At 51.3% G+C, this 26,798-nt stretch carries 31 protein-coding genes; all 31 read right to left on the bottom strand.

Features of this window, described 5'->3' with window-relative positions; genetic code table 11:
- Positions 1-56 precede the first annotated feature (56 nt).
- The gene (locus AC1BI1_RS01935) at positions 57-1,487 is read right to left on the bottom strand and encodes an NADH-quinone oxidoreductase subunit N (protein WP_476715578.1); all 1,431 of its coding nucleotides are present in this window, start codon (positions 1,485-1,487) and stop codon (positions 57-59) included.
- A complete protein-coding gene (locus AC1BI1_RS01930) occupies positions 1,488-3,017 on the bottom strand; it encodes a complex I subunit 4 family protein (protein ID WP_476715577.1) in 1,530 nt (509 codons plus the stop codon).
- Positions 3,014-4,897 carry an NADH-quinone oxidoreductase subunit L gene (nuoL, locus tag AC1BI1_RS01925; protein WP_476715576.1) on the bottom strand — a complete coding sequence of 628 codons (1,884 nt, stop codon included), beginning with the start codon at positions 4,895-4,897 and terminating at the stop codon, positions 3,014-3,016. The genes AC1BI1_RS01930 and nuoL overlap by 4 nt, the downstream gene beginning before the upstream one ends.
- 36 nt (positions 4,898-4,933) lie before the next feature.
- Complete coding sequence (gene nuoK / locus AC1BI1_RS01920) at positions 4,934-5,242, bottom strand: NADH-quinone oxidoreductase subunit NuoK (protein ID WP_476715575.1); 309 nt, start codon at positions 5,240-5,242, stop codon at positions 4,934-4,936.
- Entirely contained in the window at positions 5,239-5,745 is a 507-nt protein-coding gene (locus tag AC1BI1_RS01915; RefSeq protein ID WP_476715574.1) for an NADH-quinone oxidoreductase subunit J family protein, read from the bottom strand. The genes nuoK and AC1BI1_RS01915 overlap by 4 nt, the downstream gene beginning before the upstream one ends.
- A gap of 26 nt (positions 5,746-5,771) precedes the next feature.
- Entirely contained in the window at positions 5,772-6,179 is a 408-nt protein-coding gene (locus AC1BI1_RS01910) for a NuoI/complex I 23 kDa subunit family protein (RefSeq protein ID WP_476715573.1), read from the bottom strand.
- 2 nt (positions 6,180-6,181) lie between these two features.
- Complete coding sequence (gene nuoH, locus AC1BI1_RS01905) at positions 6,182-7,216, bottom strand: NADH-quinone oxidoreductase subunit NuoH (protein WP_476715572.1); 1,035 nt, start codon at positions 7,214-7,216, stop codon at positions 6,182-6,184.
- Between the two features lie 35 nt (positions 7,217-7,251).
- Positions 7,252-8,364 (bottom strand): NADH-quinone oxidoreductase subunit D, encoded by a 1,113-nt coding sequence (locus tag AC1BI1_RS01900; protein WP_476715571.1) that lies wholly within the window; start codon positions 8,362-8,364, stop codon positions 7,252-7,254.
- The gene (locus tag AC1BI1_RS01895) at positions 8,354-8,803 is read right to left on the bottom strand and encodes an NADH-quinone oxidoreductase subunit C (RefSeq protein WP_476715570.1); all 450 of its coding nucleotides are present in this window, start codon (positions 8,801-8,803) and stop codon (positions 8,354-8,356) included. The genes AC1BI1_RS01900 and AC1BI1_RS01895 overlap by 11 nt, the downstream gene beginning before the upstream one ends.
- Entirely contained in the window at positions 8,800-9,270 is a 471-nt protein-coding gene (locus tag AC1BI1_RS01890; RefSeq protein WP_476715751.1) for an NADH-quinone oxidoreductase subunit B, read from the bottom strand. Before AC1BI1_RS01890 ends, AC1BI1_RS01895 begins: the two co-directional genes overlap by 4 nt.
- A gap of 26 nt (positions 9,271-9,296) precedes the next feature.
- Positions 9,297-9,656 (bottom strand): NADH-quinone oxidoreductase subunit A, encoded by a 360-nt coding sequence (locus AC1BI1_RS01885; RefSeq protein ID WP_476715750.1) that lies wholly within the window; start codon positions 9,654-9,656, stop codon positions 9,297-9,299.
- A gap of 43 nt (positions 9,657-9,699) precedes the next feature.
- The gene (locus AC1BI1_RS01880) at positions 9,700-10,335 is read right to left on the bottom strand and encodes a ribonuclease HII (protein ID WP_476715569.1); all 636 of its coding nucleotides are present in this window, start codon (positions 10,333-10,335) and stop codon (positions 9,700-9,702) included.
- Positions 10,336-10,347: 12 nt separating this feature from the next.
- Positions 10,348-11,016 (bottom strand): response regulator, encoded by a 669-nt coding sequence (locus AC1BI1_RS01875; protein WP_476715568.1) that lies wholly within the window; start codon positions 11,014-11,016, stop codon positions 10,348-10,350.
- Between the two features lie 2 nt (positions 11,017-11,018).
- Positions 11,019-11,849, bottom strand: a complete 831-nt coding sequence (ylqF, locus tag AC1BI1_RS01870) for a ribosome biogenesis GTPase YlqF (protein WP_476715567.1) — start codon at positions 11,847-11,849, stop codon at positions 11,019-11,021.
- A gap of 12 nt (positions 11,850-11,861) precedes the next feature.
- The gene (gene lepB / locus AC1BI1_RS01865) at positions 11,862-12,407 is read right to left on the bottom strand and encodes a signal peptidase I (RefSeq protein WP_476715749.1); all 546 of its coding nucleotides are present in this window, start codon (positions 12,405-12,407) and stop codon (positions 11,862-11,864) included.
- A gap of 65 nt (positions 12,408-12,472) precedes the next feature.
- The gene (gene rplS / locus AC1BI1_RS01860) at positions 12,473-12,814 is read right to left on the bottom strand and encodes a 50S ribosomal protein L19 (protein WP_476715566.1); all 342 of its coding nucleotides are present in this window, start codon (positions 12,812-12,814) and stop codon (positions 12,473-12,475) included.
- A gap of 38 nt (positions 12,815-12,852) precedes the next feature.
- Positions 12,853-13,602 carry a tRNA (guanosine(37)-N1)-methyltransferase TrmD gene (gene trmD / locus AC1BI1_RS01855; RefSeq protein WP_476715565.1) on the bottom strand — a complete coding sequence of 250 codons (750 nt, stop codon included), beginning with the start codon at positions 13,600-13,602 and terminating at the stop codon, positions 12,853-12,855.
- A gap of 15 nt (positions 13,603-13,617) precedes the next feature.
- Positions 13,618-14,133, bottom strand: a complete 516-nt coding sequence (gene rimM, locus AC1BI1_RS01850; RefSeq protein ID WP_476715564.1) for a ribosome maturation factor RimM — start codon at positions 14,131-14,133, stop codon at positions 13,618-13,620.
- Between the two features lie 10 nt (positions 14,134-14,143).
- Positions 14,144-14,371, bottom strand: coding sequence for a KH domain-containing protein (locus tag AC1BI1_RS01845; protein ID WP_476715563.1), 228 nt, complete (start codon positions 14,369-14,371; stop codon positions 14,144-14,146).
- A gap of 16 nt (positions 14,372-14,387) precedes the next feature.
- Positions 14,388-14,660 (bottom strand): 30S ribosomal protein S16, encoded by a 273-nt coding sequence (gene rpsP / locus AC1BI1_RS01840; RefSeq protein ID WP_476715562.1) that lies wholly within the window; start codon positions 14,658-14,660, stop codon positions 14,388-14,390.
- Between the two features lie 32 nt (positions 14,661-14,692).
- Positions 14,693-16,036 carry a signal recognition particle protein gene (ffh, locus tag AC1BI1_RS01835; RefSeq protein WP_476715561.1) on the bottom strand — a complete coding sequence of 448 codons (1,344 nt, stop codon included), beginning with the start codon at positions 16,034-16,036 and terminating at the stop codon, positions 14,693-14,695.
- A gap of 2 nt (positions 16,037-16,038) precedes the next feature.
- Positions 16,039-16,425 (bottom strand): YlxM family DNA-binding protein, encoded by a 387-nt coding sequence (ylxM, locus tag AC1BI1_RS01830; protein WP_476715560.1) that lies wholly within the window; start codon positions 16,423-16,425, stop codon positions 16,039-16,041.
- Between the two features lie 43 nt (positions 16,426-16,468).
- Positions 16,469-17,770: an amidohydrolase gene (locus AC1BI1_RS01825; protein WP_476715559.1), complete on the bottom strand. Its 1,302-nt coding sequence runs from the start codon at positions 17,768-17,770 to the stop codon at positions 16,469-16,471.
- A gap of 37 nt (positions 17,771-17,807) precedes the next feature.
- A complete protein-coding gene (gene ftsY / locus AC1BI1_RS01820) occupies positions 17,808-18,731 on the bottom strand; it encodes a signal recognition particle-docking protein FtsY (RefSeq protein ID WP_476715558.1) in 924 nt (307 codons plus the stop codon).
- Between the two features lie 20 nt (positions 18,732-18,751).
- Complete coding sequence (gene smc / locus AC1BI1_RS01815) at positions 18,752-22,330, bottom strand: chromosome segregation protein SMC (protein ID WP_476715557.1); 3,579 nt, start codon at positions 22,328-22,330, stop codon at positions 18,752-18,754.
- Between the two features lie 54 nt (positions 22,331-22,384).
- Positions 22,385-22,645, bottom strand: a complete 261-nt coding sequence (locus AC1BI1_RS01810; RefSeq protein WP_173298941.1) for a stage V sporulation protein S — start codon at positions 22,643-22,645, stop codon at positions 22,385-22,387.
- Between the two features lie 136 nt (positions 22,646-22,781).
- On the bottom strand, positions 22,782-23,501 hold the full coding sequence (gene rnc / locus AC1BI1_RS01805; RefSeq protein WP_476715556.1) for a ribonuclease III: 720 nt from the start codon (positions 23,499-23,501) through the stop codon (positions 22,782-22,784).
- 20 nt (positions 23,502-23,521) lie between these two features.
- A complete protein-coding gene (gene fabF, locus AC1BI1_RS01800; RefSeq protein WP_476715555.1) occupies positions 23,522-24,763 on the bottom strand; it encodes a beta-ketoacyl-ACP synthase II in 1,242 nt (413 codons plus the stop codon).
- 75 nt (positions 24,764-24,838) lie between these two features.
- Positions 24,839-25,072 carry an acyl carrier protein gene (acpP, locus tag AC1BI1_RS01795; protein WP_476715554.1) on the bottom strand — a complete coding sequence of 78 codons (234 nt, stop codon included), beginning with the start codon at positions 25,070-25,072 and terminating at the stop codon, positions 24,839-24,841.
- A 33-nt stretch (positions 25,073-25,105) separates the two neighbouring features.
- The gene (fabG, locus tag AC1BI1_RS01790; protein ID WP_476715553.1) at positions 25,106-25,849 is read right to left on the bottom strand and encodes a 3-oxoacyl-[acyl-carrier-protein] reductase; all 744 of its coding nucleotides are present in this window, start codon (positions 25,847-25,849) and stop codon (positions 25,106-25,108) included.
- Between the two features lie 14 nt (positions 25,850-25,863).
- Positions 25,864-26,796, bottom strand: coding sequence for an ACP S-malonyltransferase (fabD, locus tag AC1BI1_RS01785; protein WP_476715552.1), 933 nt, complete (start codon positions 26,794-26,796; stop codon positions 25,864-25,866).
- Positions 26,797-26,798 lie beyond the last annotated feature (2 nt).

Below are 26,798 nucleotides of genomic sequence, written 5' to 3'. Positions count from 1 at the left end.
CCCAAAATTTTGGGGCCAGGAGCAAAATCCTCATCCTGGCCCTCAAGCAATTTTCTTTAAGGGGCAAGAAAAGCCATGGCCGAGTTAAAAGCGTAACTGGTAAGGGGAGTGGGATAGAGGCCGAAGAAAAAGAGTATAGCCAGAGATACGACCAGGGCCACTTGCATCCCCAGGGGCACATCTACAGACGGGCTGCCTGCCGGTGGTTCACCAAAATAGAGGGCTTTCACCACTTGCAAGTAGTAATATACGGAAACCATGCTCATAAGGACGCCCAAGATGGCCAGCCAGATATAGCCCCGGTTAATAACCGCCATAAACAGGTAAAACTTGCTCACAAACCCCGCCAGCGGCGGTATGCCGGCCAGGGAGAGAAGGGAAAAAAGCAGGGAGGCTGCCAACAAGGGTGAACGACGCGCCAGGCCCGTATAATCCTTTATCTCATCGCTTCCCCGGGCATTGTAAAAGGCTGTGACCGCCATGAAAGCTGCCATATTGGCAAATACATAGAGCATGGAATGGTACAGGATGGCGCCCACACCCAGAACGGAAAAGGCTACCACGCCCAGCAGCAAATATCCTGCCTGGGAAATACTCGAATAAGCCAACAACCTCTTGATATTCTTCTGGGGAATAGCCACCAAATTACCTATTACCATGCTTAAGACCGCCAGGGCAATGATTAACTCTGCCCAGAGGCTGTGAGTTTCGGGCAAAGCCCCGAAAAAGACGCGCAAGAAAGCTGCAAACCCGGCAGCCTTAGAAGCCACTGAAAGAAAACCGGTAACCGGGGTAGGTGCTCCTTCATATACATCGGGCGCCCACATATGAAAGGGTACGGCTGCCATTTTAAAGGCAAAACCCGCTAGGACAAAAACTATGCCCAGAGCCAAAAGAGGCGGTACACCATCGCCGGCTATAGCCAGGCGGATCTCCTTGATTATGGTACTGCCTGTAGCTCCGTAAATTAAGCTCAGGCCGTACAACAAAACCGCCGAGGACAGAGCTCCCAAGATAATATACTTAATACCGGCTTCGGCTGATTTCATATCGCCCTTGCGGCAGCATGCGAGGATACAGAGGCTAATGGTCATCAATTCCAGTCCTAGGTATAAAGTAATCAATTCGCCCGCTGAGGCCATAATCATCATGCCCAGGGTAGCTATAACTATTAAGGCATAAAACTCTCCTTCGCCGTACTTAAGTCGGCCAATATAATCGAAAGAGCATATGCAAGTTAGTACGGCAGCTGCTAGAAAAAGGACTTTAAAGTAGGTTCCCAGGGGATCGATTATATAACTGTTGAGAATCACGCCCCGGGCCTGCTTTAAGGCAAAGGCAACCGCCATAATACCTATTAACCCCACGGTGGCGAGGTAAGCTATCCCTCTCCTCTCCTCCCGCGGCACCAAGAGCCCCACAACCAGCAATCCCAGGCCCAGAGCAGCCGTCAAGAGTTCTACGCTCAGTAGCCGCCAAATAGCCATCTAGAAAATCCCCCCTATCGCCCGCGCAGCCTCGATCCTAGCCACCAGCGGCGCTACGCCGGTATTAATAAGATCCACCATAAAGGAGGGGAACAGGCCGAAGAAGAGGAGAGTAGAGCACAGCACCACAATGGGCACCAACTCTACCCCGCGGGCATCCTCCAGCTCGTCCCATTCAGGCTTGCGCGGTCCAAAAAAGGTCTTCTGCACTACTCGCAGAACATAAGTGGCCGTAATTACAATGCCTAAAATAGCCAAAATAGCTAAAATACGGTAGCTCAAAATGCCGCCCCACAGGGTTTGTTCCCTGGTAAAGGCTCCTAAGAAAATCAAGAACTCTGCAACGAAGTTATTAAGCCCTGGTAGACCTAACGAGGCCAGGCCACCTATCAGGAAACCGGCCGCTACCCGCGGCATCTGGTGGGCCAACCCGCCAAAGCGGGCGATCTCGCGGGTATGGGCTTTATGGTAAATATTGCCCACCAGAGCGAAGAATAGGGCGGTCATTATGCCGTGGGCGAACATCTGCGTCACAGCTCCGCTCAAACTTAATGTGTTAAGAGCCGCTATCCCCAACAACACATAGCCCATGTGGCTAACGCTGCTATAGCCGATGACAAATTTCAAATCCCTTTGGACCATAGCTATCATGGCCCCGTATACCACATTTACAATACAGAGCACCGCAATAAGGGGAGCCCAAAACTTGGCTCCTTCCGGGAAAAAGAAAACGCCCGCCCGGATTAAACCGTAAGCTCCTAATTTCATTAATACGCCGGCGTGCAGCATGCTCACCGCCGTGGGAGCCGCCACGTGGCCGTCCGGTGACCAGAGGTGCAGGGGCCATATGGGGACCAGCACCCCGAAGCCGATAAGCATGAGGAAGAAGACAAATTTTTGGAAGCCCAGATCATATTTCACTGTAGCCAGGGTTTGAATATCAAAAGTGGGATAGCCCAGTTGGTTGGCAGCATAGAGGAACAGGGCGATAATGCCGATCAAGGCAAAGGCGCTGCCCACCAAAAGATAGAGGGTTAACTTCATAGCTGCATATTCTTTCCTGGTGCTGCCCCATATACCGATAAGCAGATACATGGGAATTACTGCTACCTCAAAGAAGAGGTAGAAAAAGAAGAGATCGCGGGAGATGAACACGCCGAAAACCCCGGTAACCAGCATCAAAAGGAAAATGAAGAATTCTTTTATCCGGTTGGTCATATCCCAGGAGGCAAAGACCCCGGTAAAAATTACGATGGCCGTGAGCAATACCATGGGCAAACTTATTCCATCCACGCCTACAGAATAATTGATACCGAAGGCAGGCACCCAAGTAATGTCCTCCAAAAACTGCAGGCCACCTGCTGCCTGGTCATAGGCCACATAAGCATAGATAGACAGTACCAGGGAAACAAAAGTGGCCACTGCTGCTGTAATTTTAATGAGCAGTTGTTCCCTTTCCGGTATAAACAAAATCAGGATAAGCCCTATTACCGGCGCTAGAAGAATCGAGGTTAAAAGCGGAAAATTCATTTTATCCCTCCTATCACCGGCGCTGCCATCCAGATTACTAAGACAACTACCGCGGCAAAGATAACCAAGGCATAGGTGGGCAAACTACCGGTTTGCAGGTACCGCAATTTGCGCCCTGCCCAGCGCACCATATCTCCCACACCATCGAAAATACGATCTACCACGTGGCGGTCATGCCAGTTAAAGGCCTCGGCCAGTCCTAGAACTACCCTGCGGAAGAACCATAAGTAGGCCTCATCCACATAGTACTTGTTGTATAGGACCGTATAGATGCCTCGCCAGCGCTGGGCCAGAGCTTCGTGAGAAATAACCTCCCGGCCATAAATGAGCCAGGCCACGTAGATGCCTAACAAGGCCACCAGAGTAGAGGACACCATTACGAAGTAGTTGGGTTCCAGGTGATGGGGTTCGCCAAAATATACCCAGGAGCTGAACCCATTAGGCACAAAGGGAGCTCCTACAAAGCCCACCACCACCGATAATACGGCCAGTATAATCAAGGGTACGGTCATGACCCAGGGAGACTCATGACCATGAAGGCCGGCCCGTCTCGGTCCAAAGAAGGCCACAAAGATTAGGCGGAACATATAGAAGGCAGTCAAAAAGGCTACTATGGTGCCCAGGATATACAGCCCTGTATAGCCGTGGGTATAAGCTGCCAGAAGAATTTCATCTTTACTCCAAAAGCCTGCCAGGGGTGGGATTCCGGCCAGCGCCAGGGCGCCTATTATAAAGGTAATAGCCGTTATCTTCATATCTTTAGCTAAACCGCCCATGCGGAAAATATCCTGCACCTCCAGGGCATGAATAACACTGCCGGCTGCCAGGAAAAGCAAGGCCTTAGAGAAGGCATTAGTGGTCAGGTGGAACATACCCGCCGTCATACTCCCTACACCCATGGCCATGACCATATAGCCCAGCTGGCTTATGGTGGAATAGGCCAGGATACGCTTGATATCCCTCTGCACCACGCCGATGGTTGCCGCGAAAAGGGCTGTAAATCCGCCCACATAAGCCACAATCCACATTACCTGCGGTACACTGGCAAATAAGACAAAGGCTCGCGCCAGCAAATAAACACCGGCGGCTACCATGGTGGCCGCATGGATTAAAGCGCTAACGGGAGTAGGACCCTCCATGGCATCCGGCAGCCACACATGGAGGGGGAACTGGGCGGATTTGCCTATAGGGCCGATAAATACCAGGACAGCAGCCAGGGCTAAAAGCCCCAAGTTTTGGGCATGCGGTATAGCCTCGGCCAGCTCCCGGAAATTAAAGGTGCCGAACATAAGGAAAAGGAAGAAGAACCCCAGCATAAACCCGAAGTCCGCCACCCGGTTAGTAACAAAAGCCTTTAAACTGGCCCGGGCTGCCTCCGGTTTATGAAAGTAAAAGCCTATTAGCAAGTAAGAACACAAGCCTACCAGTTCCCAGAAGAAAAAGATCATGAAAAAATTATTGGCTACTACCAGGCCCAACATAGAAGCGCTAAAGAGGGATAGGTAACTGAAGAAAACGCTAAAACCGGGATCCCCGTGCATGTAGCCCACCGAGTAGATCTCTACCAGCAGAGCTACCAGGGTAACCACTAAGAGCATAACTGCTGTCAGGGGATCTATCAAAATCCCGGCTTCAATCCTTAATAACCATTCCTTGGGACCGGGAATAGCCAGCCAGTTGACGGCATATTCTACCGGCTTCTCCATAGTCACCCCAGTAAGCAGCACTTCCCGCAAAATACCTACGGCCAGGATAAAGGAAGCAGCAATGGCCGCAATACCCACCAGGGCGCTCAAGAGTCTCAGCCTACGGGTAATAAACACAATTACCAGAAAGGCCAGGGCCGGAAAAAGGGGTACCAGCCAGGCATATTCAATCATGGCTTGTCTTTCACCTGCCTATTAAGCAAATATTTTTTACCACTTAAGCCAGTCGGCTTCATCTACATTGCTGGCCAACCGCTGGCGGTAAAGATTGATGACGATGGCCAAGCCCACGGCCACCTCTGCTGCCGCTACCACAATTACAAAGATAACAAAAACCTGTCCCCCTACGTTCGCCGGGTTAAGAAAGCGATTAAAAGCCACCAGGTTAATATTGACTGCGTTCAGCATTAACTCTATACCCATCAATACTGCTATCGCATTCTTCTTGGCCAGGGCACCGAAAAGGCCTATAGTAAACAGAAGGGCGCCCAGGGCTAAATAGTGATTTAGCGTAATCATTTTTCCTGCTTCACCTCTCTTGCCAGCAGGATCGCGCCTATGATGCCCACCAGCAGCAGCACCGCCGCTATCTCAAAGGGGATGACAAAGGGGCCTAAAAAGGCTTCGGCAATAGCCCCTACCGTGTTCTCCGGCCAAGAGCCAGGCTGAGTCCCATAAGCGCTCCGGCCCAAGGCCAGTATTACTAGGATAAAGAGAGCCAGGGAAACAACCCCCGCTGCTGTGTGGTAGCTATTAAAAGGATTGCTCTTTCTGATATCCCCTCTCCTGGTAAGCATAACTCCGAAGATCACGAGGATAGCCACTGCGCCCGCATACACCAAGACCTGGACGGCTGCCAAGAATTCTGCTTCCAGTAAAAGGTAGATACCGGCTACCCCAATAAAGGTGAGAACCAGGTACAGGGCGCTGTGCACAATGTTAGAAAGCAATACTACCGCCAGAGCCGAACCAATAGTTATTGCTGCCAGAATCCAGAAGACAGCCAGGCTTGCGCCGCCCATAAAACTCCCTCACTCCCTTCTATTACTTAAACTGTCCCTTCCGCTGCCGAATACCCATTGTCTTCCGCCAAAACGTGGATAGTATCCTCATAATGGTAACAGGCCAGCTCAAAATCGGGCTTAAAATGCAAGGCTTGACTGGGACAGCTCTCCACACACAGGCCACAGAAAAGGCACTGCCCCAATTTCATACTGTATTTAGTTAAATGGCGCTTCTTATTCTCATCTCGCCGGCTTTCCACGCTAATCACATGGTTGGGACAGGCGTTGGCGCAAACCCCGCAGGCTGTGCATTTTTCCCTTTCCAGCACAAAGGAACCGTGCGAACGCGGAGCAAGTTTTGGGCGCCTTTCCGGATACTGCTCAGTGATGGCCCTGCCGAAGGCAAAATGCCAGGTAATGCTTAAACCTTTAAGCAATCCCTTCCCAAACACCCTCACCACCTCCCTGCAGATAGCAACTGGTAAATTTTAATACCTATACCCGTAACCAAGATATTGGCCAGGGACAGCGGCAAGAGAAACTTCCAGTTTATTTGCAGCAAATGATCAATCCGGATACGAGGGAAGGTCCAGCGTACCCACATAAAAAGGAGAATCATAATATAAACCTTAATTATAAACCATAACCAAGAGGGTAACCAAGGTCCCTGCCAGCCCCCTAGAAAAAGGGTTACGGCCAGGGCTGAAACACTTACCAGGTTGGCGTATTCGGAAAGATAAAAGAGAGCATAGCGCATGGCCGTGTATTCGACAAAGGGCCCGGCAATGATCTCCTGTTCCCCTTCCACCAGGTCAAAGGGGCCGCGATTAACTTCCGCGGTAGCAGCAATAAAATAGATCAAAAACGCCACCGGCTGTAAGAAGATAAACCAGATATCCTTCTGGGCTGCCACAATGTCCGAAGTCTTCAAAGATCCCACTAGCATAACTACTCCCAGGATAGAAAAAGTTAAGGGGATTTCGTAGCTCACCATCTGCGCTACGACCCGCATAGCCCCCAGGAGGGCATACTTGTTGTTGGCCGCCCAGCCGCCCATTAGTATGGCAATGGTGGTAGTAGAAGCTACGGCCAGGAAATAAAATACACCGATGTTCAGATCCGCAGCTATTATACCCTTGCCGAAGGGTATAACGGCATAGAGCATAATGGCCGGGATAAAGATGGCAATGGGCGCTATTATAAACACCCACTTGTCCACATGACGGGGGACTATATCCTCTTTGCCCAATAGCTTTAAAGCATCAACCACCGACTGCAGCAATCCATGGGGCCCTACTCTGTTGGGACCCAGGCGCTGCTGCATGTAAGCGCTGACTTTCCGTTCCAGGTAAATCAGGTAAATAGCATTCAAAAACACAAAGGCCAGCACGCCCACCAAGTAAATAAGCCCTGTAAGGAGGCTATTTAGCCAGGGAGGAAAGCCCCACCCGGTTAACCATATTGTTAGAATATTCTCCGCTGCCGGCATACCTCCACTCCCCTAAAGATAAAATTCTTTTTCCCTTACCGGTCCACCTCGCCCAGCACTATATCAATAGAGGCCAGGGTGACCACTGCGTCCTGGATGGTTCCGCCATAGGCCATCAGGGGAAAGGCCCCTAAATTCACAAAGGAAGGGCTATGAATATGCAGCCGGTAGGGCTTGGTTGAACCATCGCTTACCAGGTAAAATCCTAAAATCCCCTTGGCCCCTTCAATCTGGTGGTAAACTTCCCCCTTGGGCGGTCTTATTACCCTCGGCACCTTGGCCATTATGGGACCCTCGGGCAAATCCCTTAGAGCTTGCTCAATGATCCTAGCGCTCTGCTCTATCTCTAAAATCCGGATTACAAAGCGGTCATAGGCATCGCCATTACTTAAGGTAGGAACCTCAAATTCGAAGCGGTCATAAATACCGTAGGGTTTAACTTTACGCAGATCAAAGGGCAAACCGCAGGCCCTTAAATTGGGCCCAGTAATACCGTAAGCCAGGGCTGTTTGCAAATCGATCTTACCCACTCCCCGGCAACGGGCCTGGAAAATTTCATTTCCCGTAATAAGGCCGTTCAGCTCCTCTAGCCCCCGGGGGAGTTCGGCCAGGAAGCTTTTCAAGGCCGGGATAAATTCAGAAGGAATGTCGGCGGCCACACCGCCAATGCGCATGTAGCTTAAGGTTAGGCGGGAACCACAAGTCATTTCAAAAAGATCCAGGATCTTCTCCCGGTCCCGGAAAGGCGGAAACCAGGCCGTCCAGCCGCTTACGTCTAGAGCCATAGAAGCCAGCATTACCTGGTGGCTAGCTATACGGGAAAGTTCCGCCATAATAATGCGCAAGTACTCGGCCCTTTCAGGCACTTCAATACCCATGAGCTTTTCTACTGTCTGCACGTATCCCAAATTGTTAAGCATGGCAGCCAGGTAATCCAAACGATCCGTATAGGGGATCACCTGGGTGTAGGTCCGGTCTTCAGCCAGCTTCTCGATACCCCGGTGGAGATAACCTATAACATTTTCTACCCCTACCACCGTCTCGCCATCCAGCGTGAGTATAGCCCGGTAAACCCCATGGGTACTGGGATGCTGTGGACCCATATTAAGAATTATCTCTTCGGTGGCCAGCTGAGGCTCAGGTTTCATTCGCGCTCACCCCTTCCTCTCTAGCTATTAGGAAATCCTTCCGCAACGGATGACCTGTAAAATCATCCGGGCACAGAATGCGCTTTAAATGGGGGTGGCCGGAAAAGACTACCCCCAGCAGGTCATAAGTTTCCCTCTCCTGTACGTTGGCCGCCGGCCACAAATTAACTAGAGAAGGTACCTGGGGTTTCGCGCGCGGTACCTGCACTTTAACTCGAATTGCTTGCCCCCCGGGCACCGCCAACAAATGGTATACCAAAATTAACTGTTCTTCAGCTGGCAAGTCCACGCCTGTCAAGTCGGCCAGAAAATTAAAACCATATTCTTCTTTTAACGCAACCATAACTTCCAAAAATTGTTCCACCGGTACTAATAACGTAGGCATATCGAGGCCTTCGCTAAGCTCAAGGCCGGGAAAACGCTCTTTTAACTCCATCATTTTTGCTTCACCAACGTGATTTCAGGATTTATAACTTTGTCCCTTAACTTTAGCAGACCATGGATCAACGCTTCCGGTCGCGGAGGACACCCGGGAACGTAAACATCCACCGGTACAATGGTATCCACGCCGGGGACAACGTTATAAGAATCTACAAAAGGGCCGCCGCTAATGGCGCAGCTTCCCATGGCTAAAACCCACTTGGGGGCCGGCATTTGCTCATACAGCCTTCTTACCAAAGGCGCCATCTTGTGCGTCACGGTACCGGCCACGATCATTAGGTCCGCCTGGCGCGGAGAAGGACGAAATACTTCGTAGCCGAAGCGGGCTATATCATAGCGGGCTCCGCCGGTGGCCATCATTTCAATGGCACAACAGGCCAGGCCAAAAGTAAGCGGCCAAAAGGAGTGAGCCCGGCAATAATTCAGCAGTTTTTCCAGAGAAGCCAGAAGTATATTCTGGGGCATTTCCACTTCCTGGGGTTTTAACCTTACTATAGCCACTCCAGTGCTCCCTCCTTCCACGCGTACCAGAGGCCCAGGACCAGGATGGCAATGAAAATGAGCATTTCAATAAAGGCAAATAAACCCAGAACTTTGAACTTCACCGCCCAGGGATACAAGAAAACAGTCTCCACATCAAACAACAAGAAGATAAGGGCATAAAGAAAATAACTGATTTTAAATTGGACCCATGTGGGCCCTTTGGTTTGCAGCCCGCACTCATAAGTTTCCTGCTTATCACCTGCTGCTACCCCTTTGGGCCTTACAAACCAGTTAGTGACTATCGCAGCCACAGCTACGCCTATAGCTCCCAGCAAAAATACAGCCACAATGATATATTGATATAGTATTTTTGAACACCTCCTCAAAAAAATTGAACAAAAATCTATGTATCTATTCGCCACTGAGAGCAGAATTCCTGCTGTTTCCTAAACTCTCCAGCTTAAAGCTGCGCCGGTGGATAGGGCTGGGACCGCGTAGGGCTAGGGCTGCCCGATGTTCGGGAGTGGGATATCCTTTATGCCGGCTAAAACCGTATCCGGGAAAGGCTTTGTCATAATTTTCCATAAGCTTATCCCTGGCCACTTTGGCTATAATAGCCGCAGCAGCTATAGACGCGCTTAAAGTATCTCCCCCCACCAAAGGGGTCTGGGGAATTTTTATGCCCGGCAGATAAAAAGCATCTACCAGAATATGCTGGGGTGTAAGCTTTAAGGCCGCTACCGCTCGCTGCATGGCCAAACGAGCAGCCACGGCAATATTTAAACAGTCTATCTCCACGACCGAAGCCCACCCTATAGCCCAAGCCAGGCTCTTTTCCTTTATTTCCACTGCTAAAATCTCTCGCTGCCGGGGTGATAGCTTCTTGGAATCCGCCAAGCCTGGCAGGTATAGTCCTGCAGGTAAAATTACGGCACCGGCAGCCACCGGCCCCGCCAGGGGACCTCGCCCTACTTCATCAACCCCGGCTATGTAATTTATCCCCTGGGAAAGCAAGTTCCGTTCCCAGGTATAAAGCTCCTCCTCCATCCCCCAACTCACCTATTTTAGATTAACATCAGTAAGCCCATGTTTCAAGGCGTAAACTGCTGCCTGTGTGCGGTCTTGTACCCCGATCTTGCGAAATATCCTTGTTAAATGGTTTTTAACAGTTTTTTCGCTGATATATAATCGAGTGGCTATCTGCCGATTGGAAGCTCCCTTGCTTACATAGGCTAAGATTTCCTTTTCTCGAGGAGTTAGGTTTACTTCAGCCCCTTGCCCTTTATCCACCTTGACTTCTTGCAAAAAGCGTAATACCTTTTTGGTTACACCCGGGTGCATGGCAGGAATACCCTCAGCCACTTGTAAAACTGCATTAAGGAGCCCTTCCGCACTGATATCCTTTAGAATATAGCCAGCGACTCCGGCCTTCAATAATTCGACTATATACTCTTCATCGTCATGTATAGTTAGAGCTATAACCGCTGCTTGCGGCACCTCTTGCCGGATGATTTTGGTGGCCTCAATACCGTTTAAAACAGGCAGGTTGATATCCATCAAAATAACGCGAGGCTTCAAATGCCGGGCTAAATCTATGGCTTTTTTACCATCCTCCGCTTCGCCCACCACTACCAGGCGGGAGTCCAAAGCCAGAATTTTGCGTATTCCCTCCCGCACCAGCGGATGATCGTCAGCAATTAAGACAGTTATTTTGTTTTCATACTCCACTTCTACCCTCCCCCTTCGCCCTCATCAATGCCTTCCTTCCTCTCCTCCCCTGGCCATTCCAGGGTTATCCTTCCTAGCTCGCCTCGACGGAACTCGTTGATCAAGCTCAAGGCCGCCCTTTCCTGGTCTACTTCACCCCCTGTTAACAAAAAGCCGCGTTGCCGGCCGATTTCTTCCAGGATTTCCTCCGTCGGTTCCTCACTTTTCCAGCGATCCTGCTGTTGGAGCACCCTTACCAGTTCGCCGGCTATTTTTTCCGGCTGAGCTATTACTTCAGGAACGCAGCCCAAAGCCGCCAGGAGCAAGGCCTCCCTGGAGTCCCCCTGCGGGAAAGTTACAATTCCCGGGGTGTCCAATATCTCCCACCCGTCCGGCCGGCGCACCCACTGAGGTCCCCTCGTTATACCCGGTCGGTCCCCGGTCCGAGTTACGGCCTTACCCACCAGCCGGTTGAGCAAGGAGGATTTGCCTACATTGGGAATGCCCGCTATCATAACCCTTAGAACGGACCGCTGAATTCCTCGCCGGCTTAACTTTTCCTTTTTACGAGTGGCAAGTTCCTTAAGCATTTGCTTTAATCTGTTTAACCCCTCACCTGTTTTGGAGTTGACCGCTACTGCTGGGGTTCCCTGTAGGTTAAAATAATTTAGCCACTTCCTGGTAGCCAGTGGGTGGGCCAAGTCAGCCTTGTTTAAAACAAGGATTAAATTTTTGTCCCTTAATAATTTTCCTAGTTCAGGGTGGCGACTAGAAGCAGGCAAACGGGCATCTACCACCTCGAGTACCACATCCACTACCTTCAAATAACGCTGCAAAGTTAAAGGGACAGGCACAGCCTCACCTACTTATCTTATCAGGCCCAGCCGGTTTAAAGGCCAAAAAATGAGCACCGCCTTACCAATAATAAATTTGCGCTCCAAGGGGCCCCAAACACGACTATCTGCACTAATATTTCGGTTATCTCCCATCATGAAATAAGTATTGGGCGGAACTTTTAGGGGACCAAAATTGCTATAAACCACTCCAGGAGGCAGATAGGTTTCTACCAGAGGTTCGCCGTTAACATAAATCTTATTGTCATGGGCTTCTACCGTATCACCACCCACAGCAATGACCCGCTTAATATAATCACGGTTAGGTTCTAGGGGATAACGAAAAACTACTACATCTCCCCGCTGAGGTTCACCAAAACGGTAGGCCAGCCGGTTAACGAGTATACGATCCCCAGGGTAAAGGGTGGGTTCCATGGAACGGGAAGGAATATAAAAGGGTGTTATTAAAAAAGCCCTAATAATAAAAGCCAGGATACCCGCCATTATCAGAGCTTGTAACAGTTCTGTAAGGAAGGACCCCTTCTTTGCTTCTTTTTTTTCCGTAATATCCATATCCATCACCAATTTAGACCTCCTAAAGTTAAACAAGGGGCTGCCTCTCAACCAACCCCTTGTTGTGATAACTATCTTTCATCCTTAATGCGAGCCGCCTTGCCCACGCGCTCCCGTAGATAGTACAGCTTAGCGCGCCTCACGTCACCCCTGCGTACCACTTCTATGCGTTCAATGCGGGGCGAATGCAACAGGAAAATTCTTTCCACGGCTACACCGTAAGAAACGCGACGTACGGTAAAGGTTTCCTGGGAACCTTTGCCCCGGCGACCGATGACCACACCTTCAAAAACCTGGATACGTTCGCGGTTACCTTCTATAACTTTAATGTGCACCCGGACAGTATCACCAGGCTTGAAGGAGGGAATATCCTGGCGCATTTGCTCCTTTTCCAGAGTCTCCATTATGTTCATGTCCTAGCCCTCCTTTCCCGCTGGTGCACCAGCAAATATTATATCATGTCCTTTCTTTCCTTTACAATCTCAGCCAATAAACGACGGTCTTCCTCTGTCAGATTAACCTTGCTTAAAACATCAGGCCTTCTTTCCAGGGTACGTTCCAAGGCCTTCTTCCGGCGCCAGATCCTTATTTTTTCATGATCCCCGGAGAGGAGAACGTCCGGCACTTCTAGACCGCGAAAGGAACGGGGTCTCGTATATTGAGGGTATTCCAGTAGGCCCCAGGTAAAGGAGTCCTCCCAAGGCCCGTCTTCTGCCCCCACGGCTCCCGGTAAGAGCCTGGTAATAGCATCGATCAAAACCATGGCCGGCAGTTCTCCCCCAGTCAGGACATAGTCGCCGATAGAAATTTCCCGGGTAGCCAAATGCGTGCGTATCCTCTCATCCACGCCTTCGTAATGGCCACAGATAAGAATCAACCAGTCTTCTCTGGCCAGCTCAATGGCCATGTCCTGGTCAAACACCTCTCCCTGGGGAGAGAAAAGAACTATCGGGGGACGCTTATCCGTTACCCCTTGTAACAAAAACTCCACAGCCCGGAAAACGGGCTCGGGTTTTAAGATCATACCCGGACCGCCGCCATAGGGATAATCGTCTACTGTGCGGTGTTTGTCCTGGGAGAAATCGCGGATATTTACTAGATTGATTCGCAATATTCCCTTCTCCCGGGCCCTCTTAATGATGCTCTCGTTCAGGGGACCGCTAAACATCTCGGGAAAAAGGGTTAATACGTCAATCCGCACTGGAGATTTATCCCCCTAATCCAGCAATCCGGGTAATAGCTTCACCTTGATAGTTTTTCTAGCTATATCGATTTCTTTTACTACCTCTTTAAGGGCCGGAATTAAAATCTCCTTGGCCCCCGGGCCTCCGACGATGAAAACATCATTGGCCCCTGTCTGCTGGACATCCTTGAGCTCCCCCAGTAACTCCCCTTCTTCTGTATACACGCGGCAACCTACCAGCTGAAAAATGTAGTATCTCCCCGGGGGTAAAGGCTCTACTTCCCAGGGTTCTATCTCTAAAATGGCTCCTCGCAGCTTTTCAGCTGCAGTCATATCAGGAATTTCAGCAAACTTGAGGATTACGTTTCTTCCCTGAAGGCGAGAGTCGGTAACGGTCAAACAGCAACTTCCCTCGTCGCGCAAAAAAAGTCTAGTTCCCGGACGAAAACGCTCCGGAAAATCCGTCCACGGCCACACCTTTACCTCACCCCGGTGACCGTGGGTGGAAATCACTTTACCTACAGCAATGCGTTTTCCACTATTTTCCATCATAAGCTTACTAAATAATTTCCACCACCACCCGCTTGCCTTCGCGAGCGGCTGCCGCCTTAACTACCGTACGAATAGCCCGGGCGATGCGCCCCTGCTTGCCGATAACCTTCCCCATATCCGACGGTGCTACCCTCAGCTCCAGGATTACCGACTTTTCTCCCTCAATTTGAGTTACGCTTACTTGTTCCGGATTGTCCACAAGAGCCTTAACCAGAGTTTCTACCAACTCTTTCACAGTTGCACCCCCTTGCTTACTTGGCCTCTTTAGCAGCTAGAAATTTCTGCCAAACTCCTGCCTTTTTCAAAAGCGCCCGAGCTGTTTCCGAGGGCTGAGCCCCTACATTCAACCACCGCAAGGCCTTCTCTTCGTCTATGGATATTTCCTCGGGCTGCCGAACCGGGTTATAGTACCCCAGCTCCTCAATTACCCGGCCATCCCGGGGAGAGCGGGAATCGGCTACCACTAGTCTGTAAAAGGGAGCCTTTTTGGCGCCCATCCTTTTAAGCCTGATTCGGGTTGCCACTGTACCTCTTTCACCTCCTTATTAAAGTTAACTTACCAGAAGGGAAATTTTCCCTTACTTTTGAACTTCTTACCTCCGCTGAGCTCGCCCAAACGCTGCATTAACTTTTGTACTTCGTGAAATTGGCGCAGTAACCGGTTAACATCCTGTACCCGGGTACCGCTACCTGCGGCGATCCTTCTTTTGCGGCTGGCATTAATAATACTGGGATTCCGCCTCTCCTCAGGTGTCATGGACTGGATGATAGCCTCTACATGCAGAAGCTCCTTGGGGTCCAGTTGAAGTTCCCTTAGTTGCTTCCAGGGGCCTACACCCGGCAAAAGGCTTAAGAGCTCCTCCAAGGGTCCCATCTTCTTCATCTGCTTTAGCTGCTGCAAAAAGTCTTCCAGAGTAAATTCCTGCTGCCGCAGTTTCCGCTGGAGTTCCTGGGCGTGCTCCTGGTCCAGGGCAGCCTGGGCTTTCTCAATAATAGTGAGAACATCGCCCATGCCCAAAATCCTGGAAGCTATGCGGTCCGGATGAAAGGTTTCCAGGGCGTCAGTTTTTTCCCCTACACCGATAAATTTAATAGGGCACCCAGTAACGGCCCGGACCGACAGGGCCGCCCCACCCCGGGTATCGCCATCTAACTTGGTCAAAATAACCCCCGTTAACCCCAGCTGCTGGTGAAAAGTTTCCGCCACTCGCACGGCATCCTGCCCGGTCATAGCATCCAGCACCAGCAGTATCTCGTGGGGATTAAAGGCTTCCTTTATGGCCCTGAGTTCGGCCATCATTTCTTCATTGATATGCAAACGCCCTGCTGTGTCCACAATCACGGGATCATGGCCAAATTTACCGGCATGCTCCAAGGCTAGCTGTACAATTTTAAGGGGGTTCCGCTCTCCCTCTAAACTAAAAACCGGTAGCTTTACCTGTTCTCCTAGAATCTGCAGCTGTTTAACGGCCGCCGGGCGATAGACATCAGCAGCCACCAAGAGGGGCCGCCGACCCTGTTTGTGGCAATGAGAGGCTAATTTGACCACTGTGGTCGTCTTGCCCGCTCCCTGGAGCCCTACTAGCACTATAACTGTGGGCGGGTGGCTGGCCCAATTTATTTTGGTTTCACCACCCCCCATAAGAGCGGTTAATTCTTCATAAACAACTTTTACTACTTGCTGGCCCGGAGTAAGGCTTTTCAAGACCTCCTGGCCGACAGCCCTCTCCTTAACCTTATTCAGGAAATCCTTTACAACCTTAAAATTGACATCTGCTTCTAGCAGAGCGAATCTTATCTCCCTCAGCGCTTCATTGACATCAGCTTCGGTGAGCTTCCCTTTGCCCTTAAGTTTCTTTAACGTGTTTTGCAGTTTTTCCGCCAAGGAACTGAAAAGCATCATCATGATCCTCCCTGAGCTCCATTAGTATCCCATGGCCATGTAAGGAGCTGGTCCAACAATTCCAAGGCTTTCTCAAACTCCTCCCAGCACTTGCTCTGGCGAAAGGTTATCAAGTGACGGACTATTTCTTCCAATTTTTCCCTTTCCTGTAAGTAACGAGCTAAATACCCCAGACGAGCTTCATACTCCTCCAGGGCTTTCTCGGCCCGCTGTAGGCCATCATAAACAGCTTGACGGCTCACCTGGCACAGAGCCGCAATTTCTCCCAGAGAGAGATCATGATGATAGTGCAGTTCCAGCCATTGACGCTGTTTAGGGGTAAGCAGAGGGCCGTAAAAATCATACAACCGGCCAATGCGTGTCAGGCGATCTAAAACGTTGGCCATCGGCTTTAGATTATAACCCCTCTGTATCGGGCTGTCAAGGGCATTACTTTGACAGCCCCTTAAGTAAGGCTGTCCGGCCGTTGACTTCAGCATAAATTCGTTCTAAATCCAGGGTTTTTAGCTGGCGGCCGGCCATCAAAACCCGGCCATTGACGATAACCGTATCTACATCGCTCCCCCGGGCCGAGTAAACCAGATGGGCGATTACATCATTATGGGGTTGCCAGTGGGGTACCCGAGTATTGACCAGAATAATATCCGCCTTCTTACCCACTTCCAAACTACCGATATCTTTCTCCAGCCCAAGCGCCTTAGCCCCGTTGATAGTGGCCATGGCCAGGGCCTCGTCTGCCTTAAGGGCAGTAGGATCACCGGAAATCCCTTTAGCCAGGAGGGCAGCCGTGCGGGTTTCCTCCAGCAGGTCCAAGTTGTTATTGCTAGCAGCGCCGTCGGTTCCCATGGCCACCACCACCCCAGAGGCCAGCATAGCAGGTACTGGCGCTACGCCGCTGGCCAATTTCAAGTTGCTCTCTGGGCAGTGCGCTACTCCCACTCTATTCTCGGCCAAAAGGTTTATCTCTTCTTCTGTTAAATGTACGCAATGAGCGGCTAAAGTGGGTACCTGGAACAACCCTAATTTGGCTACATGGGCTACCGGCCGCAAGCCATATCTGGCCTGTATCTCCTCTACTTCCTGCTTCGTTTCGGCCAGATGAATGTGCAGGCCTACACCCAGCTTGGCGGCCCGGTCGGCCACCTTTACCAGATAATCAGGTGAGCAGGTATAAGGAGCATGGGGGCCCAGCATGGTAGTAATACGGCCTTCTCCGGCGCCATGCCACTCGCGAACCAGACTTTCCCCTGCCTTCAGCCTGAGTCCCGCTACGTCCTGCACGCCTATAAGGCCCTGGCTGAGGCAAGCCCGCACTCCGGCCTCTACTACGGCCCGGGCCACCATGTCCATATGAAAATACATATCCGCAAAAGTGGTGGTACCCGAACGGATCATTTCCGCTAAAGCTAGCTGGGCGCCCCAGTAGATATCCTCCTTTTGTAGTTTGCCTTCCAGGGGCCAAATTTTGTCTTCCAGCCACTGGCGCAAAGGCAGATCATCTGCGTAGCTCCGGAAGAGAGTCATGGCCGCATGGGTGTGGCAGTTTACCAGTCCGGGCAGGGCCACCATATCTTCGGCCAAAATTGTTTCTTCGGCTTCCCAGGCGGAAGGCAGGTCTCTCTCAGGGCCCACATAGGCCAGGCGGTCATCCTCGATAGCTATAGCCCCCTTGGCAATAACCGGGCCTCTGACGGGAACGATGGTACACCCTTTGATGAGCAGTTTGCCCAAGGCTTGTTCTCTCCCTTCGTGTTAAGTCTTAACCTTTTTACTCCTCTCTTCCGCCAAATAAAGCCAGGGCGAATTCTCGGGGGCGGAATTCCTCCAAATCATTCAGCCCTTCCCCTAAGCCCACTAATTTCACCGGAATCTTTAACTCGTTTACAATAGCCAAAATAACCCCGCCTTTGGCCGTACCGTCCAGCTTGGTTAAAACGATCCCGGTAACGCCCACGGCTTCGTGGAAAAGTCGGGCCTGGGAGAGGGCGTTCTGGCCGGTGGTGGCATCTAACACCAATAGCACCTCGTGAGGGGCTCCCGGCAACTCTCGCTCAATGACCCGGCGAATTTTTTTCAGTTCCTCCATCAAATTGGTCTTGGTCTGTAAGCGACCGGCCGTATCCACCAGCACTACTTCCGCCTGCCGGTTACGCGCCGCCTTCAGGGCATCAAAGACCACCGCTCCAGGGTCTGCCCCAGGCTGATGCCGTATGAGCTCTGCCCCCGCCCGCTCGGCCCAAATAGCCAGTTGCTCGGCCGCTGCAGCCCGGAAGGTATCAGCAGCCGCCAGTATCACCCTTTTCCCTTGCTGCCGCAGGCGATAAGCAAGTTTACCGATGGTGGTTGTTTTACCTGTGCCGTTAACCCCTACTATTAGAATAACAGTGGGAGCGGAAGGTGACCAATTTAAGCGCGGCACCTCTTCGCCCAGCAAGCTTACCACTTCTTCTTGTAGTATAGCACTCAAGGAAAAGGAATCAACGATATTTTCTTTCTTGGACCTCTGGCGCAGCGTTTCTACTAGCCTGAGGGTAGTAGCGACGCCCACATCTGCCGTAAGTAAGATTTCCTCCAGTTCTTCAAAAAAATCCTCATCCAGGTGTTTTTTTCCTCCCAAAAGGTTCACCAGGCGACCGGCTATATTTTCCCTGGTCTTGGCCAAACTATGTCTGAGCTTTTTTAGTACCTCCAACTTTAAACACGTACCTCCTCTTAGGCCGAAATCTGTTCCATGCGCACCGAAACCAAACGGGAAACACCTTCTTCTTCCATGGTTACCCCATAAAGCACGTCGGCAGCTTCCATAGTGCCCTGACGGTGGGAGACGACGATAAATTGTGTCTGCGCCGCGAAGGAGCGCAGCAGCCTGGCAAAGCGCTCCACATTGGCATCGTCTAAGGCCGTGTCAATTTCATCGAAGATACAGAAGGCCCTCGGCCTTACCTTAAGGAGGGCAAAAATAAAAGCCAAAGCAGTTAAGGACTTTTCTCCTCCCGAAAGCAGAGCCAAATGCCGCGTTTTTTTGCCTGGCGGCTGGGCCATAATTTCCACCCCAGCCTTTAAGATATCTTCTTCTCCGGTCAGCACGAGTTCAGCTGTACCCCCGCCAAAAAGCTCGCCAAAAAGGGCACTAAAGGCTTTTTGCACAGCATGCAAAGTAACCTGCAGCTTTTGAGCCATAAAAGCATCTATTTCTTGCAGAGCTTTTTGCAGGGCCGATCTACCGCCCTCTAAATCGGCAATTTCGGAGGTCAGCTCCTGGTAGCGATCGTGCAATCTTTTGTATTCCTGAATAGTTCCCGGATTAACTTCGCCCAATTTCTCCAATTCCGCTGCCAGCCTAGTTTTTGTTTCTTCAGCTTTTCTGGTCAAATGAGGATAGGGTCTGGCCACCACCTCCTGCCAGTTGGGTCCGTACGTAACCGTTAACTGCTGGTAACCGTGTTCTATAGTAGTTTCCAACCGTGCTAAATTTATCTCCTCTCGCTGCAAACGGCAGTTCAAGCTGGCTATTTCCTCGGACAACGCCTCTTTTTGGCTCTGGAGCTGGTTGTGCTCTTCCTGCCGTTTCTCTTCAACCTCTTCCTGGGCCTGAAGGGTGGCTTCCAGCCGGGAATAGTCTTCAGTGAGGCTTTTTATTCTTTCCACTAAGTTATTATATTCAGTTTGCAGGTTATCACTGGCCTTCAGAGCTTCTTCCTGCCCTCTCTCAAGCTCTTGCTGTTTGCGCACCAGGTTTTCTAACCGCCTGTCTAAAGAAGCCAGACTGGCCTTAAGCTCCCTGGCCGTCACTTGGAGCGTATCCAGTCGGGCCTTGACACCTGCCAGCTGTTGGCGATGCTGCAGCAGGGCTTCCTCTACCCGGGCCAACTCCTCCTGGCCTTTTTTCAATTCCTGCTCCAAGCTTTCCTTTTTGGCTCCTAGAGCGGCCAATTCCTCCTCTATGAGCTTTTTCCTGTGGCCGGCACCTAGGGAAACACCTGCTATTTGGGCTAACTCTTCCTTTTTAATCTTTATTTTTTCTTCTAAACCCTTGGATTCCTCAACGGCATCGCTTATCTTCTGCAAAAGCAGGTGAATTTTATTGCGCAAAGTAGCTATCTCCTGCTCCAACCGGGCAAGTTGCCCACGCCTTTCCTCCAGGGAGGAAGTTAGCTCTTTTTCCTCTTCTCTCCCGGCTGTCAACCCGGAATTAACCTCTGCCAACTCCCTTTCCCAGCGCCTGATCTCCGAGGTTTGGCTGAAGAAACTGCGCCGTTTATAGCCGGTTCCACCGGTTATGGGCCCCTGGGGTTGAATCAGCTCCCCATCTAGGGTGACCAGCCGTACGGGAGCCCGCAACCGGGGAGCTAACGCCAGCGCCTGTTTCAGTTCGGCTACAATAATGGTGTGCCCTAAAAGGTACTGCACGGCAGGCTTCAAGTCCTCTTCATATTGGACCAGTTCCGAAGCTATCCCCAAGACACCCTCTTCTTGCAATATCCACCTGGCATCTACCGGGAGAGCTCTGGGACTGAGCCACTCCAGAGGCAAGAAAGTAGCCCGCCCCCGGCGGGAAGCCTTAAGAAATTTAATAGCCTCCTCCGCATCCCGGGCAGTGCGCACAATTATGTTTTGAGCCGACGAACCCAGGGCTATTTCTATAGCTCTTTCCAGCCCGGGAGGGACCACTATTTTTTCGGCTACTACCCCCAGGATGCCGGTTCCTATTTTTCCTTCCTCGCTGGCAGCCAGTACCAGCTTTACTCCTTCTCCGAATCCTTCGCGCTCCCGCTGAGCCTGGTGCAATACCCTTAAATTGGCCAGGGCCATCTGGCGTCGTTCTTCTAGAGATTTTAAACGGCGCTGCAGTTCTTTTAATTCCTTTTCCTGCCAGGGCAGTTCACCGGCCAGCAGATGTTTCTCGGTCTCCAGGAGTTCCAACCTGGCTTCCAGGTCCTTAAGTTCTTCACGCCAGGCGCTTATCTCTCCTTGTAGCCGGTCGAGCCTCAAGGTTAGCTCCTGCAGCTCCTGCTTTCTGCTACCAAGGTGGCGTTCTTCCAGCCCCTGGCGCTCTTCCATTCTGGTCCGTTCACCTTTAAGGAGGGAAATATCCTCCTCGATCCTGCGCATCTCTTCTTGTAAACGGGCCAGGTGATTCAAGCAATTGGCCTTCAAGGTTTGCTCTTCTTTTATTACCTGTTCCAGCCTGGCAGTTTCTATCCTTAGGTTCTCTTCTTCCTCGCGCAAAGCCTCCAGGCGGTTCTTACCAGTTTCCCTTTCCTGGTTCAGGAGCCTCTCCTCTTGCTCCAGCGAAGAAGCCTCTTTTTGATATTCCCGGTACTGGTTGGTCAGGCTCTCCAATTTTTGCTTGACCAGCTCTCTCTCCCCACAGGCCCGCTCCAGCTGCGTCTGGAGGTTTTGCAGCGCCCTTTGGAGCTTCTGCTTCTTTATTGTCCCTTCCTCAATTTCCCGGCTCTTTTCCGCCAAAATCCGGGTTAATTGGTCTTTTTCCTTCTCTAGCTTTACCAGGGTTTCCTTAATCTCCCGCCTGAGCTGATAAATCTTATCCCGTTTTCTAGCCAAATTTTTGAGCCTTTCCGCCTCCTGGACCAGTTCCACCAGCTTAAGGACCCGCACCAGTTTCAGGTGCCGCCGTGCCCGATCAGCTTCTTGCTTTAAAGGACGTAATTGTAATTCTAGCTCATTTAAAATATCCCTTAAGCGTACTAGATTCTGTTCCGTCTCTATTAGCCGCTGTACCACCTGTTCCTTACGCCAGCGATAACGGGCTATGCCGGCTACTTCTTCTAAAAATAAACGCCTTTCCTCGGGCTTAAGGGTTAAAATCTCTTCTAGCTTCCCTTGGCCTATAATAGCAAATTTTTCCTTACCTGCGCCCGTATCTAAAAACAGCTCCTGTATATCCCGCAAGCGGCACTGGACTTTATTCAACTTGTACTCGCTCTCACCCGAGCGCATAATACGCCGCGTAATGGCTATTTCCGGATAATCGAGGGGTAAAGCGCCATCACTGTTATCTAAAATCAGGGTAACTTCAGCTAGGCCCACCGGACGGCGTTTTTCGCTGCCGGCAAAAATAACATCTTCCATATGGGCTCCTCTAAGAACCCTGGCGCTCTGCTCGCCCAATACCCAAGCAATGGCATCGACAATATTGCTTTTACCGCTCCCGTTAGGACCCACAATACAGGTGATGCCAGGGCCAAACTCTAACCTGATCTTGTCCACGAAGGTTTTAAAACCTTGCATCTCCAGAGCCTTCAGCAACAAGGATGCTTTGACCTCCATAAAAGAAACTGCTCGCTTAGAGCAGTTCCCCTTTTCGCTGGTAATTTTTATTGTTTATCTAGGTTCGACAATAAATCTTATAGCGGTTCTTGTTTCCCCATCAATATTAATTTCAGTAAAGGCGGGGATCATCACCAGGTCGATTCCATTGGGTGCGATAAAACCGCGGGCAATGGCTATAGCTTTAACTGCTTGGTTTACGGCGCCTGCGCCTACTGCTTGTATTTCCGCTCTACCGTATTGGCGAAAGACAGCTGCCAGAGCCCCAGCTACAGCCTTAGGATTAGATTGTGCGGATACCTTTAGTACCTCCATGGTCCTCCTCCCTCGATCTGGAATTCGTTTCTCACTAGGGATTGTGTAACTTTCTTTCTCGCGTCTTGCTCTAAAAAGTTATAGAATATTATTTCGACGCAGAAGTTACAAATCCTTCCTTTGTAATAACCCTTGATCAACTAGGAGAAGGGCCTTCTTCGGCGGAAATGAGCAAGGCCAGGGCTGCCCGGGCAGCCTCTTGTTCAGCTTCTTTTTTACTCTTCCCTTCACCAGTCGCCAATAACCTGCCCCGGTAAAAAACTCCTGCTTTAAATTGTTTAGCGTGATCAGGCCCCCATTCGGCCAAAATCTGATAGCTTACATTATCCGTTCCCCTTTTCTGCACCCATTCCTGCAACCTCGTTTTACTATCCATTATCCTCCGGCTGTCCAATTCCTTAAGAGAATCAGCAAATAGCTGGCGCACCAGTCTTTGAACCACGGATAAACCTTCTGTAAGATATAAACTGCCTATTACAGCTTCCAGAGCGTCGGCTAAATTAGAGGGGCGCTGTCGTCCGCCGCTTTGCTCTTCGCCATAGCCCAACAAAAGCAGGTCCCCTAACCCTAACCGACGGGCAGCCCGAGCCAGGCTCGCCTCACAAACTATAGCTGCCCTTAAGCGTGTAAGATCTCCTTCCGGTAAGGAAGGAAACTCCTGGTACAGGCATTCGGTCACCACCAACCCCAGGACCGCATCGCCCAGGAATTCCAGGCGTTGGTTATGGGCAGGCAGATCATGTTCAAAGGCATAAGTGGGGTGGGTTAAGGCCAAGTTTAACAGGCTCAAGTCTTGCACCTGTAAACCAAGTTTCTGTAGAAAATCTTCTAATTGCTGCCGCCTTTTAGCGTCCACTTACTCCACCCCACCAGGTGTTATACCTCCAATCGCTTTAACAAAACAACTGCATTATGGCCGCCAAAGCCGAAAGAATTGGAGAGGGCTGCCCTTACCTCTTGCTGGCGCGCTTTGTTAGGTACATAATCCAGATCGCAATCAGGATCCGGTTCCTGATAATTAATGGTGGGAGGTATAATGCCTTCATAAATAGTCAAAGCGGTAGCCACTATCTCTACTGCCCCGGCTGCTCCCAGCAGGTGACCGATCATGGATTTAATGGAACTGATAGCCAGCTTATAGGCATGGGGCCCGAACACTTTTTTGATGGCCAAGGTTTCGAGGCGGTCGTTGAGATCCGTGGAGGTTCCGTGGGCGTTGATATAGTCGATTTCTTCCGGCAAAAGGTTGGCATCGGCCAGAGCTAAAGCCATAGCGCGAGCCGCGCCCTCGCCTTGAGGGTCTGGTGCCGTTATATGATAAGCATCGGCAGTACAGCCATAACCGGCTACTTCGGCATAGATCCGCGCTCCCCGGGCCAGGGCATGTTCCAGGGTTTCGAGTATCAGGACACCTGCGCCTTCTCCCAGAACAAAGCCATCCCTCAGGCGATCAAAAGGCCGGCTGGCAGCCTGGGGGTCCTCATTACGAGTGGACAGGGCTTTCATAGAGCTAAAGCCCGCTACGGCCAGGGGTGTAACGCTGGCTTCGGTCCCCCCGGTAACTACCACCTCAGCCTCTCCCCGCTGCAAAACACGGAAAGCTTCCCCCACGGCATTGGTACCCGAAGCGCAAGCAGTGTTTACTGTAAAATTGATTCCCCGGGCACCGATATTTATGGCAATCTGGCCGGCGGCCATATTGGCGATCATCATGGGCACAAAGAAGGGGCTGACCCTGGCGGGGCCTTTTTCCAGTAGAACACGGCTTTGCTCTTCAAAGGTCTCCATACCGCCAATGCCCGTAGCAAAAACCACCCCTACTCTTTCAGGGTCCACCCGGGCTATATCCAATCCGGCATCCTCTAAAGCCATTTTAGTTGCGGCTACGGCGTACTGGCTAAAGCGGTCCATGCGCTTAGCCTCTTTACGATCCAAGAAGAGGTTGGGATCAAAGCCACGCACTTCCCCCGCAAAGCGCACAGGCATCCCTGAGGCATCAAAACGGGTGATGGGGCCGATCCCCGATTTGCCCTCTTTAAGCGCCTCCCAGAAACTTTCTTTGTCGTTGCCTACCGGTGAAATAACTCCCAGTCCGGTTATAACCACACGTTTGCGCAAAGGATCTCCCTCGCCATTCCTAAGGATGGTCCCGTAGGGAAGAAAAATCATTCCCCACGGGACTTATACCCTTTTTTACTTGGTATGTTCTTTAATGTATTCCACTGCCGCCCCTATGGTGGTAAGCTTCTCAGCATCCTCATCGGGGATCTCAATATCGAACTCTTCTTCTAGGGCCATGATGAGTTCAACAATATCCAAAGAATCGGCATTGAGATCCTCAAAGGAGGTTTCCAGAGTTATCTCTTCTTCGTCTACCCCTAGTTGTTCGGCTACTATACTCCTGACCTTGTTAAAAATGCTGTCCACTGACCTCACCTCCTTCCTATAATCCTTAGCTTGTCACATAGTCAGGCCACCGTCAACTACAATGACCTGTCCGGTAATATACCGCGAAGCAGGTGAAGCCAAGAAAAGTATAACATCTGCCACCTCTTCCGGGGAACCTGCGCGGCCTAGGGGGATCCGTTCCAAAAAGGCCCGGCGCACATCTTCCCCTAATTCTTCAGTCATATCCGTAGAAATAAAACCAGGTGCCACCGCATTTACCAGGATACCGCGGGAAGCAACCTCCTTGGCCAAGGACTTCGTTAAACCTATAATACCCGCCTTGGCTGCCGCATAGTTGGCCTGCCCGGCATTACCTGTCAAGCCGACTACCGAGGTAACATTGATAATGCGCCCCGACTTCTGGCGTAACATCGGCTTTAAAGCCGCCTGGCAGCAGAAAAAGACACCAGTTAAATTAGTATGTAGAACCGCTTCCCATTCTTCAGGTTTCATTCGCAGGGAAAGGTTATCTCGCGTAATGCCAGCGTTATTTACCAGGATATCTACCCGGCCAAAGGCTTCAAGGGCTTTTTCCACCAGGGCTTGAGCCTCGGATTGACAGGAAATATCCGCTTTAAGGGCCAGCGCCTGGCCTCCCTGCCGCTCAATAAGGGTTACCACTTCCTGGGCTGCCCTTTCTTGGTGGAGATAATTCACCACCACCCTGGCCCCTGCTTTACCCAGAGTCAAAGCCGTGGCCCGGCCAATGCCCCGCGACCCCCCTGTCACTATGGCCACCTGCTCCGCCAATACCATTTTATACCCCCTCTTCAGAATTGCGCCAGTGTTTTAGCCAGAGTTACGCTATCTTCTACTCGGGTGACAGTGACCTCAGGAGCTATGCGGCGAATCAGCCCGCTCAAAACACTACCCGGGCCCACCTCTACAAACTGGCGGTAACCGTCCGCCACCAGTTTCTGGATAGACTCTTCCCAGCGCACGGGACGTACCATCTGTTCCACCAGAAGCTCTCGAATTTCCCCGGCATCTGCCAGGTAATAATCAGCCGTCACATTGGCCACTACGGGAATTCCAGGCGGCGCTATATCGATAGCGGCCAACACTTCCTTTAAACCCTCCGCCGCCGGCCGCATCAGGGAAGAGTGGAAGGGCCCGCTTACGTTTAAGGGTATCACTTTCTTGGCCCCGGCTTCTTTGGCCAGCTCCTCCGCCTCCCTTAAACCCTCTCTATCGCCGGCAATAACTACCTGGCCGGGAGCATTGTAATTGGCCGGTTCCACCAGGCCCTTCCTCACCTGGCGACAAATTTCCTCTACCTTTTCGGCCGGAAGGCCCAAGACGGCAGCCATGCCTCCTCTGCCCGGCTCACAAGCCCTGGCCATCAGCTCTCCCCGGCGAGCCACTACCTGTAAAGCGTCGCTAAACTCCAGGCTCCCGGCGGCTACCAGGGCACCGTATTCACCGAGGCTATGGCCGGCCGCTGCAGCTGGCTTTACTCCCTCCTCCAGCAGCACCCGCAAGCAGGCGACTTCCACCGCTAGGACCGCCGGCTGGGTAATTCTAGTCAAGGCCAATTCCTCCGCCGGCCCCTCAAAGCAAAGCTTGGTCAAAGGCCAGCCCAGCACCCGTTCCGCTTCGGCCAGGGTAGCCGCCGCCACCGGAAACTTTTCCGCCAGCTCCTTTCCCATACCCACATATTGAGAACCCTGGCCGGGAAATACAAGAACAATGCCTTCCCGCAAAG

This window comes from Thermanaeromonas sp. DSM 22490, assembly GCF_056378755.1.
This window is presented reverse-complemented; position numbering and strand designations above follow the sequence as displayed.

Coding starts and splice junctions, on each gene's coding strand:
- AC1BI1_RS01935 (WP_476715578.1), bottom strand. CDS start 1,487: ATGGCTATTTGGCGGCTACTGAGCGTAGAACTCTTGACGGCTGCTCTG.
- AC1BI1_RS01930 (WP_476715577.1), bottom strand. CDS start 3,017: ATGAATTTTCCGCTTTTAACCTCGATTCTTCTAGCGCCGGTAATAGGG.
- nuoL (WP_476715576.1), bottom strand. CDS start 4,897: ATGATTGAATATGCCTGGCTGGTACCCCTTTTTCCGGCCCTGGCCTTT.
- nuoK (WP_476715575.1), bottom strand. CDS start 5,242: ATGATTACGCTAAATCACTATTTAGCCCTGGGCGCCCTTCTGTTTACT.
- AC1BI1_RS01915 (WP_476715574.1), bottom strand. CDS start 5,745: ATGGGCGGCGCAAGCCTGGCTGTCTTCTGGATTCTGGCAGCAATAACT.
- nuoH (WP_476715572.1), bottom strand. CDS start 7,216: ATGCCGGCAGCGGAGAATATTCTAACAATATGGTTAACCGGGTGGGGC.
- AC1BI1_RS01900 (WP_476715571.1), bottom strand. CDS start 8,364: ATGAAACCTGAGCCTCAGCTGGCCACCGAAGAGATAATTCTTAATATG.
- AC1BI1_RS01895 (WP_476715570.1), bottom strand. CDS start 8,803: ATGATGGAGTTAAAAGAGCGTTTTCCCGGCCTTGAGCTTAGCGAAGGC.
- AC1BI1_RS01890 (WP_476715751.1), bottom strand. CDS start 9,270: ATGCCCCAGAATATACTTCTGGCTTCTCTGGAAAAACTGCTGAATTAT.
- AC1BI1_RS01880 (WP_476715569.1), bottom strand. CDS start 10,335: ATGGAGGAGGAGCTTTATACCTGGGAACGGAACTTGCTTTCCCAGGGG.
- lepB (WP_476715749.1), bottom strand. CDS start 12,407: ATGGATATGGATATTACGGAAAAAAAAGAAGCAAAGAAGGGGTCCTTC.
- rplS (WP_476715566.1), bottom strand. CDS start 12,814: ATGAACATAATGGAGACTCTGGAAAAGGAGCAAATGCGCCAGGATATT.
- rimM (WP_476715564.1), bottom strand. CDS start 14,133: ATGGAAAATAGTGGAAAACGCATTGCTGTAGGTAAAGTGATTTCCACC.
- ffh (WP_476715561.1), bottom strand. CDS start 16,036: ATGCTTTTCAGTTCCTTGGCGGAAAAACTGCAAAACACGTTAAAGAAA.
- ylxM (WP_476715560.1), bottom strand. CDS start 16,425: ATGGCCAACGTTTTAGATCGCCTGACACGCATTGGCCGGTTGTATGAT.
- smc (WP_476715557.1), bottom strand. CDS start 22,330: ATGGAGGTCAAAGCATCCTTGTTGCTGAAGGCTCTGGAGATGCAAGGT.
- AC1BI1_RS01810 (WP_173298941.1), bottom strand. CDS start 22,645: ATGGAGGTACTAAAGGTATCCGCACAATCTAATCCTAAGGCTGTAGCT.
- fabG (WP_476715553.1), bottom strand. CDS start 25,849: ATGGTATTGGCGGAGCAGGTGGCCATAGTGACAGGGGGGTCGCGGGGC.